This window comes from Streptomyces sp. NPDC043738 (genome assembly GCF_056436545.1).
Window position 1 is genome coordinate 1 of sequence record NZ_JBWKCJ010000046.1, and the last position, 15,566, is coordinate 15,566.

At 72.0% G+C, this 15,566-nt stretch carries 16 protein-coding genes; 8 read left to right on the top strand and 8 right to left on the bottom strand.

What is annotated here, in order from left to right:
- Window positions 1–134: 134 nt before the first annotated feature.
- From AC0680_RS35875 to AC0680_RS35890, 4 genes are all read right to left on the bottom strand, one after another.
- Window positions 135–338 (bottom strand): cold-shock protein, encoded by a 204-nt coding sequence (locus AC0680_RS35875; RefSeq protein WP_085922226.1) that lies wholly within the window; start codon window positions 336–338, stop codon window positions 135–137.
- 293 nt (window positions 339–631) lie between these two features.
- On the bottom strand, window positions 632–1,876 hold the full coding sequence (locus tag AC0680_RS35880) for a D-alanyl-D-alanine carboxypeptidase family protein (protein WP_478637224.1): 1,245 nt from the start codon (window positions 1,874–1,876) through the stop codon (window positions 632–634).
- A 126-nt stretch (window positions 1,877–2,002) separates the two neighbouring features.
- The gene (locus tag AC0680_RS35885) at window positions 2,003–2,770 is read right to left on the bottom strand and encodes an endonuclease I family protein (RefSeq protein ID WP_478637261.1); all 768 of its coding nucleotides are present in this window, start codon (window positions 2,768–2,770) and stop codon (window positions 2,003–2,005) included.
- A 264-nt stretch (window positions 2,771–3,034) separates the two neighbouring features.
- The gene (locus tag AC0680_RS35890) at window positions 3,035–4,264 is read right to left on the bottom strand and encodes an MFS transporter (protein ID WP_478637225.1); all 1,230 of its coding nucleotides are present in this window, start codon (window positions 4,262–4,264) and stop codon (window positions 3,035–3,037) included.
- Window positions 4,265–4,653: 389 nt separating this feature from the next.
- On the opposite strand from AC0680_RS35890, the gene AC0680_RS35895 reads away from it, so the two are divergent.
- Window positions 4,654–5,058 carry a hypothetical protein gene (locus AC0680_RS35895; RefSeq protein WP_478637226.1) on the top strand — a complete coding sequence of 135 codons (405 nt, stop codon included), beginning with the start codon at window positions 4,654–4,656 and terminating at the stop codon, window positions 5,056–5,058.
- A gap of 10 nt (window positions 5,059–5,068) precedes the next feature.
- On the opposite strand, the gene murJ is transcribed toward AC0680_RS35895, so the two are convergent.
- Both murJ and ligD read right to left on the bottom strand, forming a co-directional pair.
- A complete protein-coding gene (murJ, locus tag AC0680_RS35900; protein ID WP_478637227.1) occupies window positions 5,069–6,772 on the bottom strand; it encodes a murein biosynthesis integral membrane protein MurJ in 1,704 nt (567 codons plus the stop codon).
- 10 nt (window positions 6,773–6,782) lie between these two features.
- Window positions 6,783–7,676 (bottom strand): non-homologous end-joining DNA ligase, encoded by an 894-nt coding sequence (ligD, locus tag AC0680_RS35905; protein ID WP_478637228.1) that lies wholly within the window; start codon window positions 7,674–7,676, stop codon window positions 6,783–6,785.
- Window positions 7,677–7,706: 30 nt separating this feature from the next.
- Here ligD and ku point away from each other — a divergent pair, with 30 nt between their 5' ends.
- Entirely contained in the window at window positions 7,707–8,735 is a 1,029-nt protein-coding gene (ku, locus tag AC0680_RS35910; protein ID WP_478637229.1) for a non-homologous end joining protein Ku, read from the top strand.
- Window positions 8,736–8,784: 49 nt separating this feature from the next.
- Window positions 8,785–9,159 carry an RNA-binding S4 domain-containing protein gene (locus tag AC0680_RS35915; RefSeq protein WP_478637230.1) on the top strand — a complete coding sequence of 125 codons (375 nt, stop codon included), beginning with the start codon at window positions 8,785–8,787 and terminating at the stop codon, window positions 9,157–9,159.
- Window positions 9,160–9,180: 21 nt separating this feature from the next.
- On the opposite strand, the gene AC0680_RS35920 is transcribed toward AC0680_RS35915, so the two are convergent.
- Window positions 9,181–9,633, bottom strand: a complete 453-nt coding sequence (locus AC0680_RS35920) for a YchJ family protein (RefSeq protein ID WP_478637231.1) — start codon at window positions 9,631–9,633, stop codon at window positions 9,181–9,183.
- 195 nt (window positions 9,634–9,828) lie between these two features.
- Between AC0680_RS35920 and AC0680_RS35925 the strand changes: the two genes are divergently transcribed.
- Together AC0680_RS35925 and AC0680_RS35930 are read left to right on the top strand one after the other, a co-directional pair.
- On the top strand, window positions 9,829–10,023 hold the full coding sequence (locus AC0680_RS35925; protein ID WP_030412631.1) for a hypothetical protein: 195 nt from the start codon (window positions 9,829–9,831) through the stop codon (window positions 10,021–10,023).
- 157 nt (window positions 10,024–10,180) lie between these two features.
- Complete coding sequence (locus AC0680_RS35930) at window positions 10,181–11,911, top strand: hypothetical protein (RefSeq protein WP_478637232.1); 1,731 nt, start codon at window positions 10,181–10,183, stop codon at window positions 11,909–11,911.
- Between the two features lie 30 nt (window positions 11,912–11,941).
- Here AC0680_RS35930 and AC0680_RS35935 read toward each other — a convergent pair whose 3' ends face one another.
- Entirely contained in the window at window positions 11,942–13,447 is a 1,506-nt protein-coding gene (locus tag AC0680_RS35935) for an SCO1417 family PLP biosynthesis transcription factor (RefSeq protein ID WP_384437974.1), read from the bottom strand.
- Between the two features lie 107 nt (window positions 13,448–13,554).
- Between AC0680_RS35935 and yczE the strand changes: the two genes are divergently transcribed.
- The 3 genes from yczE (at window position 13,555) to AC0680_RS35950 (ending at window position 15,529) form a co-directional block, all read left to right on the top strand.
- Window positions 13,555–14,232: a membrane protein YczE gene (yczE, locus tag AC0680_RS35940; protein WP_468985393.1), complete on the top strand. Its 678-nt coding sequence runs from the start codon at window positions 13,555–13,557 to the stop codon at window positions 14,230–14,232.
- Window positions 14,229–15,029, top strand: coding sequence for a glycerophosphodiester phosphodiesterase family protein (locus AC0680_RS35945; protein ID WP_478637233.1), 801 nt, complete (start codon window positions 14,229–14,231; stop codon window positions 15,027–15,029). The genes yczE and AC0680_RS35945 overlap by 4 nt, the downstream gene beginning before the upstream one ends.
- A gap of 218 nt (window positions 15,030–15,247) precedes the next feature.
- Complete coding sequence (locus tag AC0680_RS35950; RefSeq protein WP_478637234.1) at window positions 15,248–15,529, top strand: peptidylprolyl isomerase; 282 nt, start codon at window positions 15,248–15,250, stop codon at window positions 15,527–15,529.
- Window positions 15,530–15,566 lie beyond the last annotated feature (37 nt).

Here is a 15,566-nt window from a genome sequence, read left to right on the forward strand (position 1 = left end):
CCCCCCCCCCCCCCCCCCCCCCCCCCCCCCCCCCCCCCCCCCCCCCTCCCCCCCCTCCCCCCCCCCCCCCCCCAAACCCCCCCCCCCCCCCCCCCCCCCCCCCCCACCCCCCCCCGGTGCCGTTGCGGCCGCGTTCACGCCAGCCGGATCTTCTCCGCCTGGGGTCCCTTCTGTCCCTGGGTGACCTCGAAGGTCACCTTCTGGCCCTCCTGCAGCTCACGGAAGCCGGTGGCGTCAATGTTGGAGTAGTGCGCGAAGACGTCGGCGCCGCCGCCGTCCTGTGCGATGAAGCCGAAGCCCTTCTCCGAGTTGAACCACTTCACCGTGCCGGAAGCCATGTACGTCTCCTTCGTTCAATGGGCTTGCGTCGGTTTCCGCGCGTACCGCGGAAACCGGAGGTGATCGCCTTGGCCCGGACACGCACCGCACAGCAGGAACGCCCGTGAATGCGACACGGGCGCCCGGTACTTCGGAACCACGACAGCTGATCAGGACGCTACACCGAGCGACGCCCGGCGGGCGGTACAACCGTTGCTGACGCGTCGCCGATCACCGGGCAAGGCCAGCCGACGTCCCCCGTACCCCTGACACATCGGACTGATGTACGACGGCCGGCGGTGCGGGAGCCGCTTCACTCCGACTCCCCGTCCCCGGCTTCGCGCGGTACCCGCCGGCGCCACCACAGCGCGGTGCCGAGCCCGGCGACGGCCACGGCGCCGACGCCTCCGACGGCCGACACCAGCCACCGGTGCCGCTCGGCATCGGATGCGGCGTGGGCCGCGACCGCCGCCTTGTGCGGTGCGGCGGACGGCCGCGGCCGGTGGACGACGTGCTCCGGCGCCTCCTGCCGCTCCACCGGCGCCATCGTGGGCAGCATGCCGACGGCCGCGGCCCGCGGAGCCGCCTCGAAGCCCCAGTCCAGCAGGGCACGGGTCTCCTCGTAGACGGCGTTGCGGCCGCCGGACCGCGGGTGCATGACGGTGACCAGCAGCCTGCGGCCGTCCCGCTCCGCGGCGGCGATCAGGGTGTTGCCGGCGTGCGACGTATAGCCGTTCTTCACGCCGATCAGGCCGTCGTACGGGCGGACGCCGTGCGAGCCGACCAGCAGCCGGTTGGTGTTCTGCATGTCGGACGCGTCCGGCGCGCCCTCGGGGACCTCAGCCCACTTCGTCGAGGCGAAGTGGGCGAAGTCGGGGTTGGTCAGGCCGGCCTGCCCGAAGAGCGACAGGTCGTACGCCGACGAGTACTGCCCCGGCGTGTCGAAGCCGTCCGCGGACTCCACCCTGGTGTCGCGTGCGCCCAGGCGGCGCGCCATCTCCTGCATGTCGTCGATGGTCTTGTCCCAGCCGCCGTTCATACCGGCCAGGGTGTGCACCGCGTCGCTGCCCGAGCGCAGGAACACGCCGTACCACAGGTCCGCGACGCGGTACGGCACCTCCTGCTTCAGGCCCGCGAGCGAGCTGCCCGCCTCGATGCCGGTCAGGTCGGCGGCGGAGACGGTGTGCACCTCCTGCTGGGAGAACTTCGGCAGCACGGTCAGCGCGAAGAGAGCCTTGAGCGTGCTGGCGGGCGGCAGCGGCCGGTGGGCGTTCTCGGCCGCCAGGATGCTGCCGCTCTCCAGGTCCGTCACCATCCACGACAGCGCGGAGACCTTCGGCGGCGCGGACACCTCCGGCCGGGGCAGGAACTGCAGGCCCCGGCGGTCCAGCCGGCTCCCGGGGCCGCCCGGCCCGGCGGCGGCGTGCGCGCCGGCCCGCAGGTCGTCGACGCCGTGCGGGCCGTCGGCGCGCGCCGGCCCGGTCGCGGCCAGCAGGCTCGCGGCACAAACCGACAGCGCGGTCACGACTCTGACGGGGACCCACCTCACGCTCGACATGAGGCCACGCTAAGAACGCCCCTGGCCGCGCGCCGGTTGGCGTACTCCATCCGATGCCCGGCCGCCGGGCGCCGTGGCGCACCGGGCCGACCCCGGCGCGCCACGGCCGAACCCGGCCGGTTGCGGTTACCAGATCTCGTTGACCCACTCGGGGTGGTCGATGAACGGGTTCCGGTTGTGCTGGTACTTGTCGAATATCACCTGGTTGCGGCGCTGCTCGAAGGCGGACGGCGGGTCCTGCCGGCTCCACTCCTTCAGGACCGAGAGCCGGCCGAGGTACGGCTGGCTGCCGTTGTCGACCTTGTCGTTGGGCTCCAGGTCCGGGAAGCCGTCGTCGCCGTCGTAGCGGACGGCCATGTAGAGGATCATGCGGGCGACATCGCCCTTGTCCGCGTCGCGGGGCTCGAAGGAGTCGCCGTCGGTGTAGTTGCCCGGAGCCTCGCCGACCTCCGTGCCGCCGTTGTCGAAGTCCTTGTTCCCGCGGGTGCTGTTGACGGACACATCCGCCGGCCGCAGATGGTGGATGTCGGTTCCGGGGCCGGTGGCGGTGCCGAAGTCGCCGTGCGACTTCGCCCAGACGTGCTCGCGGTTCCAGTCGTCCGGATCACCGCCGTTGGAGTTCTTGCTCTGGGACTTTCCGGTGTACAGCTGAATGATGTTCGCGCTGTTGGCCGGGTCCTCGTCGGTGTCCTTCAGGGCGTCCCAGACCTGGGAATAGGTCAGCTTTCCGGTCTGGGTCTGGCTGATGATCCGGTGCAGCGCGCCCTTGAGCTCCTGGCCGGTCTTGCCCACGGCGTCTTGGTAGTACGTGTCGTCATAGGCGGTGACGGAACCGCGCGGTGCGGCCGGGGTGGCCGTCGCACCGGCCGGGATCTGCACGGCCACCGCCACCATGACGGTGGTGGCGGCGATGGCCAGCACGCGGCCACGGCGAACTATGTGGGTCTTGTCCACGAAGGGTGTCCTCTCCCCGAATTGTGGTACCAGGCCGTGAAATGTGTGGGGCACGACCGGCACCGGCCGTTGGGAATACGGCCACTTGGCAGCTTTCCATCGCGGTAATCACCACAGTGTGAACACCAGGGGAGAGTTGTGTGTCCGCCCCGTGGCAATCGCCGAATTCCCCCCGAAAGGACAGCGGAATTCATCGGTCCGCCGTCAGGACCGCGCCGCGCAGGCCTCCTTCGGCTCGACCGCCGTGGGCACCTGGACCCGCGGCGCGGGGGCTCCCGCCGGGGCCGTCGGCACCGTGCCGGGGCGGCGGCGCAGGTCGGGCAGCAGCGTGGCGATCCCGACGGCGGCCAGCGCGGCACCGAGCCACAACGGAGCACGCAGCCCGAAGGAGTCGATCGCCAGACCGCCGACCGAGGAACCCACGATGACACCGAGGGTGATGAAGGACGAGTGCACGGTATTCACCAACGGCCGGGCGTTTCCGGTGCGTTGCACACGGGTGGCCATCGCCGGATTCATCGTGACACCGACCAGGCCGATTCCCATCAACAGCACCACCGCCGGTACGGCGAGATGAGCCAGCAGCGCGAACCCGGCCAGAAAGAGGAAATTCAGTGCCAGGCCGGCGAGTTGGACACCGACCGTGAACCGGTCCGCCAGTCGCCCCACGACGGTATTTCCGATGACGGTGGCGGCACCGTATCCGATGAGCAGCAGCGGCACGGTTCCGGTACTGAATCCCGTGACCCCGGTCAGAATGGGATTGGCATAGCTGAAGGCGGAGAAGGTCGCACCGATGATGAGCGTGCTGGTGGAGAACACCAGCCACAGCCGGGGATTTTTGAAGACGACCAGCTCTTCCCGGACGTTCCCACCGCCCTCGGCGCGCCCCAGCCGGGGAACTCCGGCGAGTGTGGCGAGCGCGGCCAGCACCGCGATCCCGGAAATGACCCAGAACGCCACCCGCCAGCCGAAGCGTTCACCGACGACCGTCGACAGCGGCAGTCCGAGCAGCGTGCCGAGCATCAGCCCGTTCATCAGCACCGCGATGGCGCGGCCGCGGCCCTCCGGCCGGGTCAGCTGGACACAGATCGACATCGCGACACCGAAGAACGCCTGCGAGGCGACCCCGGTGACGATCCGCGCCACCAGCATCACCCCGTAATCCGGCGCGAGGGCGGCGAGCACATTGCCCGCCAGGAATATCCCGAACAACACCATCAGGGCCAGCTTCTGACGCAGCCTCACCACGGCGACGGTGAGGAACGGCCCACCGGCCGCCATGGCCGCCGCGAAGGCGGTGATGAGATAGCCGATCCGCGGCACGCCCACTCCCAGCCCGTCCGCCATCTGGGGCATCAGCCCGGCCACCACGAACTCACTGGTCACCATGGCGAAGATCCCGACGGCCAGCACATACACGGCACGCGGCACGGCCCGACCTCCCTTTCCCATCCGATCGATCCCCTACGAGAGCGGGCGAAGGCCCCCGGAATCCCGGGCGGCCACAGGTGCAGGGGGCGGCACAGCGCGCCACACCAGCCCCCCGCCCGCTCCGAGGACGATACAGCATTTTGGATCGTGCGTTCCAAAACCACGTCGAGCCGGCATCCGGCCATGCCCCCATCGAGTGAACCCGCGCCCTTCTCGCAACCGAAGGCGCACCGGACGGCTTCAGAAGAACCGACGCGTCTTTCCCCGGAACCGCCCGGTTCCCTTCCGGAACCGCCCCCGCTCCCCCGGAACTGACGCGCCCTTCGCCGAACCCCCTGAACCCCTTCTGAACCGTTGCCCAATCCTTTCGGACCGCGCTGGAGGCCCCGATGTCGCCGTACCGCCCCGCTTCCCCGCCGTACGGCGCGACACCGGACTACGCCCTCGCTCCCCCGCGCGCCGAGGACCGCCTCGACACCCGTGCGCTGCCCCTGGACTTCCTCCTCCCGCCGCCCCGCCCCGAGGACCGGGTGCCCACCCTGTCGTCGCACCCCGATGACCTGCCGCTCCCTCCCCCGCGCCCCGAGGAGCGGCTGCAGGCGCCGGTGGCGCTGCCCGACCGCCGGCGGCTGGACCTCCAGGTGGCGCTCACCGCGGCCGGGGTCGCACCGGCGGCCGGGGACCAGACCGCGGTGGCGGAGCTGGCCGGGCTGAGCGATGCCGCGGTGCAGGCCGTCATCGGCTGGATCGAGGCCGCGGCACGGGCGTCCTGGCCGCGACCGCACGCGGTCTGAGCCGCCCCGGTCAGCGCAGGCCGGGCAGGGTGCGCAGCTCGGCGACCTTCAGGGCGCGGGCCAGGCCCAGGAAGATCAGGGCCATCGTCAGGCCCCCGGCGGCCAGGCCCAGGACGGGGGTCCAGCCCTCCGGGACCGGGACCCCGGAGCAGGATCGGGCCACGAGCCAGCCGACCGCTCCGGCCGCGGCGGCGGCCCCGGCCAGCTTGCCGTACGTACGGCACAGGCGCCGGCCGTCGAGCCGTCCGGCGAGCCGCCGGCGCAGCAGCCGCGCGGTGACCAGCAGTCCGAATCCGTACGCGACGGTGTAGGCGGCGGCCATCCCGGTGACCGACCAGCGGGCGGGCAGCAGCAGGTAGCAGGCGGTGGCCAGGGCGATGTTCACGGCGCTGGTCCAAAAGGCCATCCAGAACGGCGTACGGGTGTCCTCGAAGGCGTAGAAGCCGCGCAGCAGCAGGTACTGGGCGGAGAAGGGGATCAGGCCGAGACCGAAGGCCTGGAGCATGTGTCCGGCGGGCGCGGCCGAGGCGGCGTCCACGGTGCCGTGCGCGAACAGCAGTTGGGCGGTCTGCGGGCCGAAGGCCAGGAAGAAGAAGGCCGCCGGAACGATGAGGACGCCGCTGACCCGCAGTGCGCGGGAGAGGTCGCCGCGCAGGTCGTCCAGCCGGCCTTCGGTGACCGCGCGACTCATCCGCGGCAGCAGCGCGGTCACCAGCGAGACGGTGACGATCGACTGCGGCAGCATCCAGATGCCCTGGGCGTAGTTGTAGGCGGTGTACCCCACGCCCGCGGTGGGGAGTTGCTGGTCGACGGCGCCCGCGTAGTGCGTGACGACGGTCATCGCGACCAGGTTGGCGAGGACGAACAGCAGGGTCCATCGGGCGGCCGCGATGCTCTTGCGCAGGCCGCTGCCGCGCCAGTCGAAGCGCGGCCGGAAGCGGAAGCCGGCGGCCCGTACGAACGGGATCAGCGCCAGGCCCTGGAGGGCGATACCGCCCGTGGTGACGATGCCCAGCAGGTCGATCTGGCCGGGGGTGATGTCCTCGATCCGGTCGGGTCCGGCCAGCAGGCCGAGGTAGACGCCGAACATCGCGATCAGCACGACGTTGTTGAGCACCGGCGTCCACATCATCGCGCCGAACCTGCCGCGGGCGTTGAGCACCTGGCCGAAGATGAAGAAGAGCCCGTAGAAGAAGATCTGCGGGAGGAGGAAGCGGGCGAAGACCACGGTGAGTTCGAAGGCGGCGTGGGTCCGGGGTGTGTCGGCGGTGTAGACGGCGACGATCTGCGGGGCGGCCCAGACCGACAGCAGGGTGCCGATCGCGAGCACGCTCAGCACGAGGGTCACCAACCGCTGTTCGTAGGCGCGGCCGCCGTCCGCGTGCTCGACCCTGGCGCGTACCAGCTGCGGCACCAGCACGGAGTTCAGCGCGCCGCCGATGAGCAGGGTGTAGATGCTCATCGGGACGACGTTGGCGGTGTTGTACGTGGTGGCGAGCAGGCCGGTGCCGAGCGCGGCCGCCTGCAGCACCGTCCGGATCAGCCCCGTGGCGCGGGAGACCACCGTCCCCACGGCCATCAGGAGCGAGGAGCGCGCCACCCCTTTCCCGGTGTCCTGCTCACCGCTGCCGGCGCCCCGGTCCCCGTCCGGGCCGGGTATCCGCCCACCCGGCGCTCGCAGCTGCACGGTGTCGTCCGATGTCCCGTCGATCATGAGGGTCAATCTATGCCGCTCCGGGAAGTGGACGGGCTCGGTCCGGGTCGAGCAGCGGCGCGTGCAGCTCGCCGTGGCGTTCGCAGCGGGGGGCGATCTCGCTGAAGAGGAAGCTGAGTTGCTCCGGTGCGGTGCAGTCGGCGATCTCGTCCCAGGTGACGGGCGTGGAGACGGTGGGGGTGGCGCGGGCGCGCAGGGTGTAGGCGACGGCGGTGGTCTTGGCGGCGGCGTTCTGGGAGAAGTCGATGAAGACCTTCCCCGGGCGCAGCGACCTGGTCATCTTGTCCACGACGAGGTCCGGCAGGGCCCGCGCGGCCTCGGCGGCGAGCCGCTTGGCGTAGGCGGTGGTCCGCGCGGAGGGGGTGGGCTCGATGGGCGCGATGAGGTGCAGGCCCTTGGAGCCGCTCGTCTTGGCGTAGACCTCCAGGCCGTCGGCGGCCAGCCGCTCGCGCAGCCACTGTGCCGCGGCGCAGCACTCCACGATGGTGGCCGGTGCGCCGGGGTCCAGGTCGACGACGAGGCGGTCGGCGATGCCCGGCGCCCGGCTCGTCCACTGCGGCGTGTGCAGCTCGACGACCAGGTTCGCGGCCCAGACCAGCGCGGGAAGGTCCTGCAGCAGGACCTGGCGGGTGGGCCCGGACGTCGAATGGGGGACCTCGCAGGTCTGCACCCAGGCGGGGGTGCCGGGCGGCACGTTCTTGGTGAAGAAGCGCTGGCCGTCCGGCCCGTCGGGGTAACGCAGGAAGGACAGCGGCCGGTCGTGGAGGTGCGGGAGCAGGGCGTCGGCGGTGGTGGTGCAGTAGTGCAGCACCTCGCCCTTGGTGGTGCCGGTCTCGGGATAGAGGACCTTGTCCAGGTTGGTCAGCGAGAGGCGTCGCCCCTCCACGATGGTGATCGGCGACATACGATGAGAATCCCACACAAGGGATGAAATATGCGTTCTATATGGAATGGGTCGATTTCATTCGGGCTGGTCACCATCCCCGTGAAGACGTACAGCGCCACCGACCGCACCTCCTCGGTCTCCTTCGTGCGCATCCACGAGAAGGACGGCGCTCCGGTCCAGTACCGGAAGATCTGCGAGCTGGACGGCGAGGAGGTCCCGAACGAGGAGGTCGGCAAGGGCTATCAGCCGCCCGGCGACGACACCGTCGTGCCGATCACCGACGACGACCTCTCCCGGCTGCCGATGCCGACCGCCAAGACGCTGTCGATCCTGTCCTTCGTCGACCCTGCCGAGATCGATCCGCTCCAGATGGACAAGGCCTACTACCTGGGGCCCAACGGGGCGGCCGCCGTCAAGCCGTACACGGTGCTGCGGGAGGCGCTGGAGCACCATCGGAAGGTGGCCATCGGCAAGGTGGCGATGCGGGGGCGGGAGTCGCTGGCGATGCTGCGGGCGCACGACGGCGCGATCGTGATGCACCAGCTGCTGTGGCCGGATCAGATCCGGCCCGCCACCGGTGTCGTACCCGACGAGGTCGAGATCCGCGAGAACGAGATGACGCTGGCCGAGACCCTGATGGACTCCCTGGGCGCGCTGGACCCGGCCGAACTCCACGACGACTACCGGGAGGCCGTCGAGGAGCTGGTCGCCGCGAAGCTGGAGGGTGCGGAGCCGGTCGTCCCCGCGACGCCGTCCGGCGCCCAGGTCATCGATCTGACGGCGGCCCTGGAGAAGAGCGTGCGGGCCGCGCAGGGGGGCGAAGCGCAGGCCGAGGAGCCGGCGTCCGTGACACCGATACGGGGGCGGAAGACGGCGAAGAAGACCGCGGCGAAGAAGACCGCCGCGAAGAAGACCGCGGCCGGCGGCACGCAGAAGAAGGCCACGACCCGCAAGACGACGGCGCAGAAGACCGCGGCGAAGAGCACCGCGCGGAAGTCCCCCGAGAAGACCGCGGCCAAGAAAGCCGCCACCAAGAAGACCGCGGCGAAGAAGACCACGGCCAGGAAGTCCGGCTGACCGCTCACCGCTCGGCCACCGCGCGCCGTGATCGCTCTAGAGTCTGGGTATGGCTTCAGACGAGGGGACCACCCGCATCGACAGCTGGATCTGGTCCGTACGGCTCACCAAGACCCGCTCACTGGCCGCGGCGGCCTGTCGCGCGGGGCACGTACGGGTCAACGGCGAGCGGGTCAAGCCGGCGCACGCCGTGCGCAACGGCGACGAGGTCCGGCTGCGGCACGCCGGCCGGGAGCGGATCGTGGTGGTCTCGCGGCTGGTGCGCAAGCGGGTGGGCGCGGCCGTCGCCGCCGAGTGCTTCATCGACAACAGTCCGCCGCCCCCGCCGCGCGAGATGACGGCGCCGGCCGCGCATCGCGACCGCGGCGCCGGGCGCCCCACCAAGCGCGAGCGCCGCGAGACCGACCAGCTGCGGGGTCGCTGAGCCGGCCCGGCGGGGCGCGGACTACGCGGGCGGCAGCGCGTCCAGATAGACCCACTCGCCGTCCTCGCGGACGAACCGGCTGTGCTCGTACTGGCTGTCGGCGTGCCCGTGCAGGCTGAAGTGCGCGCGGAACTCCACGGTGCCTTCGGCGTGGAAGGCCGTGCCGCCGGTCGCGCCGAGGATCTCCAGCCCGGTCCAGCGCTGCGCCGGTTCGAGGTCGAGGGCCGCGGGGCGGGTCGTCGGGTGCCAGGTGCGCAGCAGATAGCCGGTGTCACCGACGGCGAAGGCGCTGTAGCGCGAGCGCATCAGCCGCTCCGCGGTGGGGGCGCCGGCGCGCCCCTGGTGGAAGGCGCCGCAGCAGTCGCGGTAGCTCTCGGCCCGTCCGCAGGGGCAGGGCGCATCGGGGGTGACGGCCGCCGGGCGGCGCGGCGCGGGCGACGGCCTCTTGGGCGGCTTGTTCTTCGGCTTCGACACCCGACGATTGTGCCGGTCGGCGGGTGCGGATCGCGACACGCCGGGGACACGCCGGGGCGACACGCCCTGGAGCTGCGCCCAAATAGGGAATTTCAACGATAAATCACCCATTCGCAGCTTTTGGGGGCTTGATACGGGCTGTGAGGCTGGAAGAACTCATGGTGACCGTCCCCACCACCCAGGAGAGAACCCCCCATGATTCTGTCCATTTCCGGCGTCGTCCTGCTCGGTGTCATCGTCTTCCTCTTCTTCCGCAAAGACGGACTCAAGCTGTCCCACGCGCTCGTCTCCGCGCTCTTCGGGTTCTATCTCGCGAGCTCCGCCATCGCGCCGAGCATCAAGGCCGGCGGGGCGAGCCTGGCGAGCCTCCTCGGGGGGATCAAGCTCTAGGGAGATGCCTCCCCGATCTCCTCCGCCGGCTCCACTCCACGGGTCCCGCCCGAACGGACCGCAGCAGATCCCGTCCGGGCGGCACCGCGTTCCGCACGCCCCGGCTCGCCGCCCACGCCGAGCCGCCCAGACCACCGCACGAGCAACAGGAGAAGATGTGGCCCGGCGTCCTCTGCCCCGCATCCTGACCGACCGCGTACCGCTCGCCCGTATGGCCAACAGCTCATCGCTCGCCCGCAGTCGCGAGCTCGCGCGCACCGCCGCCGACAGCGCCTCCGACGTGTTCCATCCGCTGATCACCATCGGCCGGGGGCTGCGCCGGCTGGCGGCGGCCGGCCGGGGGCGCTGGACCGAGACGCCCAAGGAGAGCCGCGGTCCGCTGCTGTGCTTCGTCGGCGCGTGCGTGCTGGTGGTCGCCCTGGTGCCGTACGGGCCGCTGCTCGCCCTGATCTCGGCCATGGGGGCGGGCGCCTGGGCGGGGCGGGAGCGTACCACCGTGGAGACCGGTCCCAGCGAGGCGGAGACGGAGCGGCTGCGGGCGCTGTACGAGGCTCTGGTGCCCTACCTCTCCGCCGAGGGTGATCCCAGTCCCCTGTACGCGCACGACGGCGACTGGAAGCAGGTCTTCGGCGAGTACGCGTTCGACGACACGGGGCGCCTGGAGCGGCTGCGGCTGAAGTACCCGGCGTACTTCACCGACGGTGAGGACCGGTCCCGGGCCCGCATCGAGCAGGTGCTGTACGCGAAGGCGGGCCGCGGCCGGGAGTACCACTTCGCCTGGGACGAGCTGGCCAACCAGCTCACCGTGACCGTCCTGGCGGCGCTGCCCGCCGATATCGCCGCACAGCGCTTCGTCACCTCCCTGGGCGAGACGGTGCTCGGCTTCACCGACCCGGACTCCGTGCAGCGGACCCTGCCGGTCGCCGCCGGCAAGGAGCGGCGCGACGCCGCGCCGGTGGTCTGGCGTACCGGGCCGCGCTCCGCCGAGCCGCATCTGCTCGCCCTGGGGCAGCCGGCGACCGGCACCACGACGCTGCTGCGCTCGATCGCGCTGCAGGCACTGCAGCACGGCGACGTACTGGTCGTCGACGGCACCGGCACCGGCGAGTTCGGGTGCCTGGTCGGGCACCCCGGCGTGCTGGGAGTGGAGAGCGGGCTGTCGGGGGCCCTGACGAGGCTGGAGTGGGCCTCCCACGAGACCGAGCGGCGACTGGTCGTCGCGAACCGGGCGCGGCAGGCCGGTCGGCCCGCGCCGGACGACACCCGGCGACCGCTGTGGATCATCGTCGACCGTTTGACGGCACTCACCCATATCGCGGCCGCGGAGGGCCGGGACGACCCTCAGCGCTGGCTGCAGGTGCCGCTGCGGCACGGCCGGGCGGCCCATGTCACGGTGGTCGTGGCCGACCAGTTCGACAGCGCCGACCTGCTGAGCGATCCGGTGCGGGCGCACACCAAGGCGCGGGTGGTGCTCGGTCCCGCCTCGGCGGACGAGGTACGGACGGTCCTCGGGGCGCCGCCGCACACCACGCCCACGGCGCAGGTACCGCCGGGACGCGGCTATGCGCGGCTGGGGACCGCTCCCGTCCTGCGACTGCAGGTGCCGGCCACGCCCGATCCGTTCGACGACGCGACGAGCGAGGCGCACCGGCAGGCCGTTCTGGCGCTGCTGCCGGAGCGTGCGGCTGCGGCCGACGCGGAGGCCGGTACCGCGGCGGCGGGCGCTGCGGACGGCCGGTCCGCGGGGGCCGATCCGGCGCCGGCCGCGGAGCCGGCCGGGCCCGCCGCCGGGCCGGTACGTGCGCCCGCGCGGGTGTCGATCGTCAAGGGCGGCGAGTCCCGTACGGTCAAGAGCGGCTCGGTGGAGGCCCTGCGCGCGGAGCGGTGAGAGCCCGGCCCCGGCGCTCCCGGCGCACCGTCAGGCGACGAAGTGTTGCCGCAGCTCCGCTTCCACCGGGGCGCCCGTCGCGACCAGCCGCGCCGCACCGGCCAGGCGGGCCGCTGCCTCGTCGGCGACCGCGCCGCTGACCGTGAACGGCAGCCGTACGAAGCCCTCGAAGGCGCCGTCCACACCGAACCGGGGGCCAGAGGGGACCCGCACCCCGAGCCGCTCCCCCGCCTCGGCGATCCGGGAGCCGGAGAGCCCGCCGGTACGCGCCCACAGCGTCAGACCGCCGCGCGGCACGCTGAACTCCCAGTCGGGCAGGTGCCGCTGGAGGGCGGCCACGATCGCATCGCGGTTCTCACGGGCCTGGTCCCGGCGGATTTCGATGGCCTGCTCCCATCCGCCGCCCTCCAGCAGCGAGGCGATGGCGAGCTGTTCGAGGACCGGTGAGCCCAGGTCGGAGTAGGCGCGGGCGGCGACCAGACTGCGGATGATGTCGGGGGCGGCGCGCACCCAGCCGATCCGCATCCCGGCCCAGAACGCCTTGCTCGCCGAGCCGACGGTGATCACCGCGCTGCCGGCGGGGTCGAACGCGCAGACCGGCCGGGGAACCTCGGTGTCCTCGTCCAGTCGGAGCTCGGTCATGGTCTCGTCGACGACGAGCAGCGTGCCGGCCGAGCGGGCGGCGTCGACGAGGCGGCGGCGCTGGTCCTCGGTGGCGAGGGTGCCGGTGGGGTTGTGGAAGTCGGCGACGACATACGCCATCCGGGGCGCGGCGTCCCGCATCACCTGGCGCCAGGCGGGAATGTCCCAGCCGGCCAGCCGCTCCCCGAGGGCGACCGGGACCAGCCGGGCGCCGGCGTCCCGCATCAGCTGGAGGATGTTGGCGTACGAGGGCGAGTCGACGGCCACCCGCTCTCCGGGGCTGGTACACAGCCGGCAGATCGCGGCCACCGCTCCCATCGCACCCGTGGTCACCATGATCTGCTCGGGCATCGTGGGGATGCCGCGGGCGGTGTAGCGGTCGGCGAGGGCCTGGCGCAGCACCGGCAGGCCGGCCGGGTAGTCGCCGTGGGTGTGGGCGTAGAGCGGCAGATCGGCCATGGCGCCCTGGACGGCGCGGGTGAGCCAGGGCTCGGGGGCGGGGAGGGCGGCGCAGCCGAGGTCGATCATGGAGCCGGCGGCCTCCGGGGGCAGCGGTTCCAGGCCGCGGGTGGGCAGCGGATTGCCGGCCGGGACGGCGGTCCAACTGCCGGAGCCGCGCCGGGACTCCAGGAATCCCTCGGCGCGCAGCGCTTCGTAGGCGGCGGCGACGGTGGTGCGGCTGACGCCGAAGGCGGCGGCCAGCTCGCGCTCGGCGGGCAGCCGGGCCGCGACCGGCACCCGGCCTTCGAGCACGAGCAGGCGTACGCCGTCGGCGAGTCCGCGGTAGGCGGGCAACTTGCGTCCGCCGACGGCGAGTTCGGCGGCTCGCGGGTCCTGCGACCGGAGCAGCCGGGCGAGTTGGGGCGCACCTACCGCTGAAGTCCACTGAGCCATGAAGATCAGTCCACCTTCCCCGAATTGGCTCTACTTCCCGAGCTCGGACATGCCACATGGTGTCATGCGTCGGTCCAATCCTGCCAGGAGGGGGAATTTTCGTGTCCATGACGAGGGGATCCGGTCCACGGAGGGGCCTGCTGGCGCGTCGGCTGATCCAGCTCTACACGGGCCTGACGCTGTACGGCGTGAGCATGGGACTGATGGTCCGCGCCGACCTGGGCCTGGAGCCGTGGAGCGTGCTCAACCAGGGCATATCCCGGCATACGGGACTCTCGATCGGCACGGTCACCATCGTCTCGGGCGCCCTGATCCTGCTGCTGTGGATCCCGCTGCGCCAGCGCCCCGGCCTGGGCACGGTGTCGAACGTGGTGATCCTCGGGCTCGTCATGGACGCGACGATGGCGTGGGTGCCCGAGCTGCCCTCGTACGCCGCCCGTATCCCGCTGCTGGCGTTCGCCGTCCTCCTCAACGGCGCCGCGACCGGTCTGTACATCTCCGCCCGTTTCGGCCCGGGGCCGCGCGACGGGCTGATGACCGGGCTGCACCAGCGGACCGGCCGCCCGGTGCGGCTGGTGCGGACCTGCATCGAGGTGACGGTGCTCGCGGTCGGCTTCCTGCTCGGCGGCTCCGTCGGCGCCGGCACCGTGGTCTACGCGCTGGCCATCGGACCGCTGGCGCAGCTCTTCCTGCGGCTCTTCGCGATCAAGGGACTGCCCGAGGCCCCGTCGCGGGTGGTGGCCCGCGCCAGGACTTCACCCGAGCGCGCGATACTGCCGGAGTGACCCCCGCTATACGCCTCCGCCACGCCTACCTCGACCACCCCGCGCCACTCCCCTTCGCCCACCGGGGCGGGGCCGCGGACGGCCTGGAGAACACCGCCGCCGCCTTCCGCCGCGCGGTCGACCTGGGCTACCGCTATCTGGAGACCGATGTGCACGCCACCTCGGACGGAAAGCTGGTCGCCTTCCACGACCCGACGCTCGACCGCGTCACCGACACCCGCGGCGCGATCGGGCGGCTGCCCTGGCGGGCGGTGCGCCGGGCCCGGGTCGCCGGCCGGGAGCCGCTGCCGCTGTTCGAGGAGCTGCTGGAGGAGTTCCCCGAAGCGCGCTGGAACGTCGACCTCAAGGCGGAGGCCGCACTGTCCCCGCTGCTGGAGCTGCTGCGCCGCACCGACGCCTGGGACCGGGTGTGCGTCGGGTCGTTCTCGGAGGCCCGGGTGGCGCGCGCGCAGCGCCTGGCCGGCGCACGGATGGCCAGCTCCCTCGGCACCCGCGGCGTGGCCGGCCTGCGGCTGCGCTCCTACGGCCGTGGGGCGCTGCCGCTCGACCGGCTGCTGGGCGCGGCGGTGCGGCGCAGCGCGGTCTGCGTACAGGTACCCGAGCGGCAGTCCGGCCTCCCGGTGGTCGACCCGCTGTTCCTGCGCGCCGCGCACGCACTGGGCATGCAGGTCCACGTCTGGACGATCAATGACGCGGACCGGATGGCGGCCCTGCTGGATCTCGGCGTGGACGGCATCATGACCGACGACATCGAGACCTTGCGGAAGGTGCTGACCGCGCGGGGATGCTGGACCTAGGCCACCGGCCGCTCCCCGGCGGCCCCGCGCCGGCCGCGGCGAAAGCGCCCGCCTGGTGCGTCATGCTGTGATCGTCTGTGAGATGGTGCATGACCGACTTACCGAAGGCTGCTTACGGGAGCCCGAAGGGACCTGTGGCGGTGGGAGCCTTGATCGCCACCACCTGCCGGCCCCTGGGCGTAACGCAGCGTTGATGTCTCATCGAAAGGGTGTAACAAATGGCTAAGGCCACCGCACGTCACATCTTGGTCGCCAGCGAGGACAAGGCGTCGGAGCTGAAGGCACAGATCGAGGCCGGAGCGGACTTCGCCGAGCTCGCCAAGCAGCACTCCACGTGCCCCTCGGGGCGCCAGGGCGGCGACCTCGGATCGTTCGGGCCGGGACAGATGGTCAAGGAGTTCGACACGGTCGTCTTCTCCGCCCCGGTCGGCACGATCCAGGGTCCCGTGAAGACCCAGTTCGGCTTTCACCTCCTCGAGGTCACCAGCCGAGAGGACTGAGGCGAATGCGCCGGGCCGCGTCGTCGAGGCGCGGCCC

Coding starts and splice junctions, on each gene's coding strand:
- AC0680_RS35915 (WP_478637230.1), top strand. CDS start 8,785: ATGGCTTCAGACGAGGGGACCACCCGCATCGACAGCTGGATCTGGTCC.
- AC0680_RS35880 (WP_478637224.1), bottom strand. CDS start 1,876: ATGTCGAGCGTGAGGTGGGTCCCCGTCAGAGTCGTGACCGCGCTGTCG.
- AC0680_RS35925 (WP_030412631.1), top strand. CDS start 9,829: ATGATTCTGTCCATTTCCGGCGTCGTCCTGCTCGGTGTCATCGTCTTC.
- AC0680_RS35950 (WP_478637234.1), top strand. CDS start 15,248: ATGGCTAAGGCCACCGCACGTCACATCTTGGTCGCCAGCGAGGACAAG.
- AC0680_RS35875 (WP_085922226.1), bottom strand. CDS start 338: ATGGCTTCCGGCACGGTGAAGTGGTTCAACTCGGAGAAGGGCTTCGGC.
- ligD (WP_478637228.1), bottom strand. CDS start 7,676: ATGTCGCCGATCACCATCGTGGAGGGGCGACGCCTCTCGCTGACCAAC.
- AC0680_RS35895 (WP_478637226.1), top strand. CDS start 4,654: ATGTCGCCGTACCGCCCCGCTTCCCCGCCGTACGGCGCGACACCGGAC.
- murJ (WP_478637227.1), bottom strand. CDS start 6,772: ATGATCGACGGGACATCGGACGACACCGTGCAGCTGCGAGCGCCGGGT.
- ku (WP_478637229.1), top strand. CDS start 7,707: ATGCGTTCTATATGGAATGGGTCGATTTCATTCGGGCTGGTCACCATC.
- yczE (WP_468985393.1), top strand. CDS start 13,555: ATGACGAGGGGATCCGGTCCACGGAGGGGCCTGCTGGCGCGTCGGCTG.
- AC0680_RS35885 (WP_478637261.1), bottom strand. CDS start 2,770: ATGGTGGCGGTGGCCGTGCAGATCCCGGCCGGTGCGACGGCCACCCCG.
- AC0680_RS35935 (WP_384437974.1), bottom strand. CDS start 13,447: ATGGCTCAGTGGACTTCAGCGGTAGGTGCGCCCCAACTCGCCCGGCTG.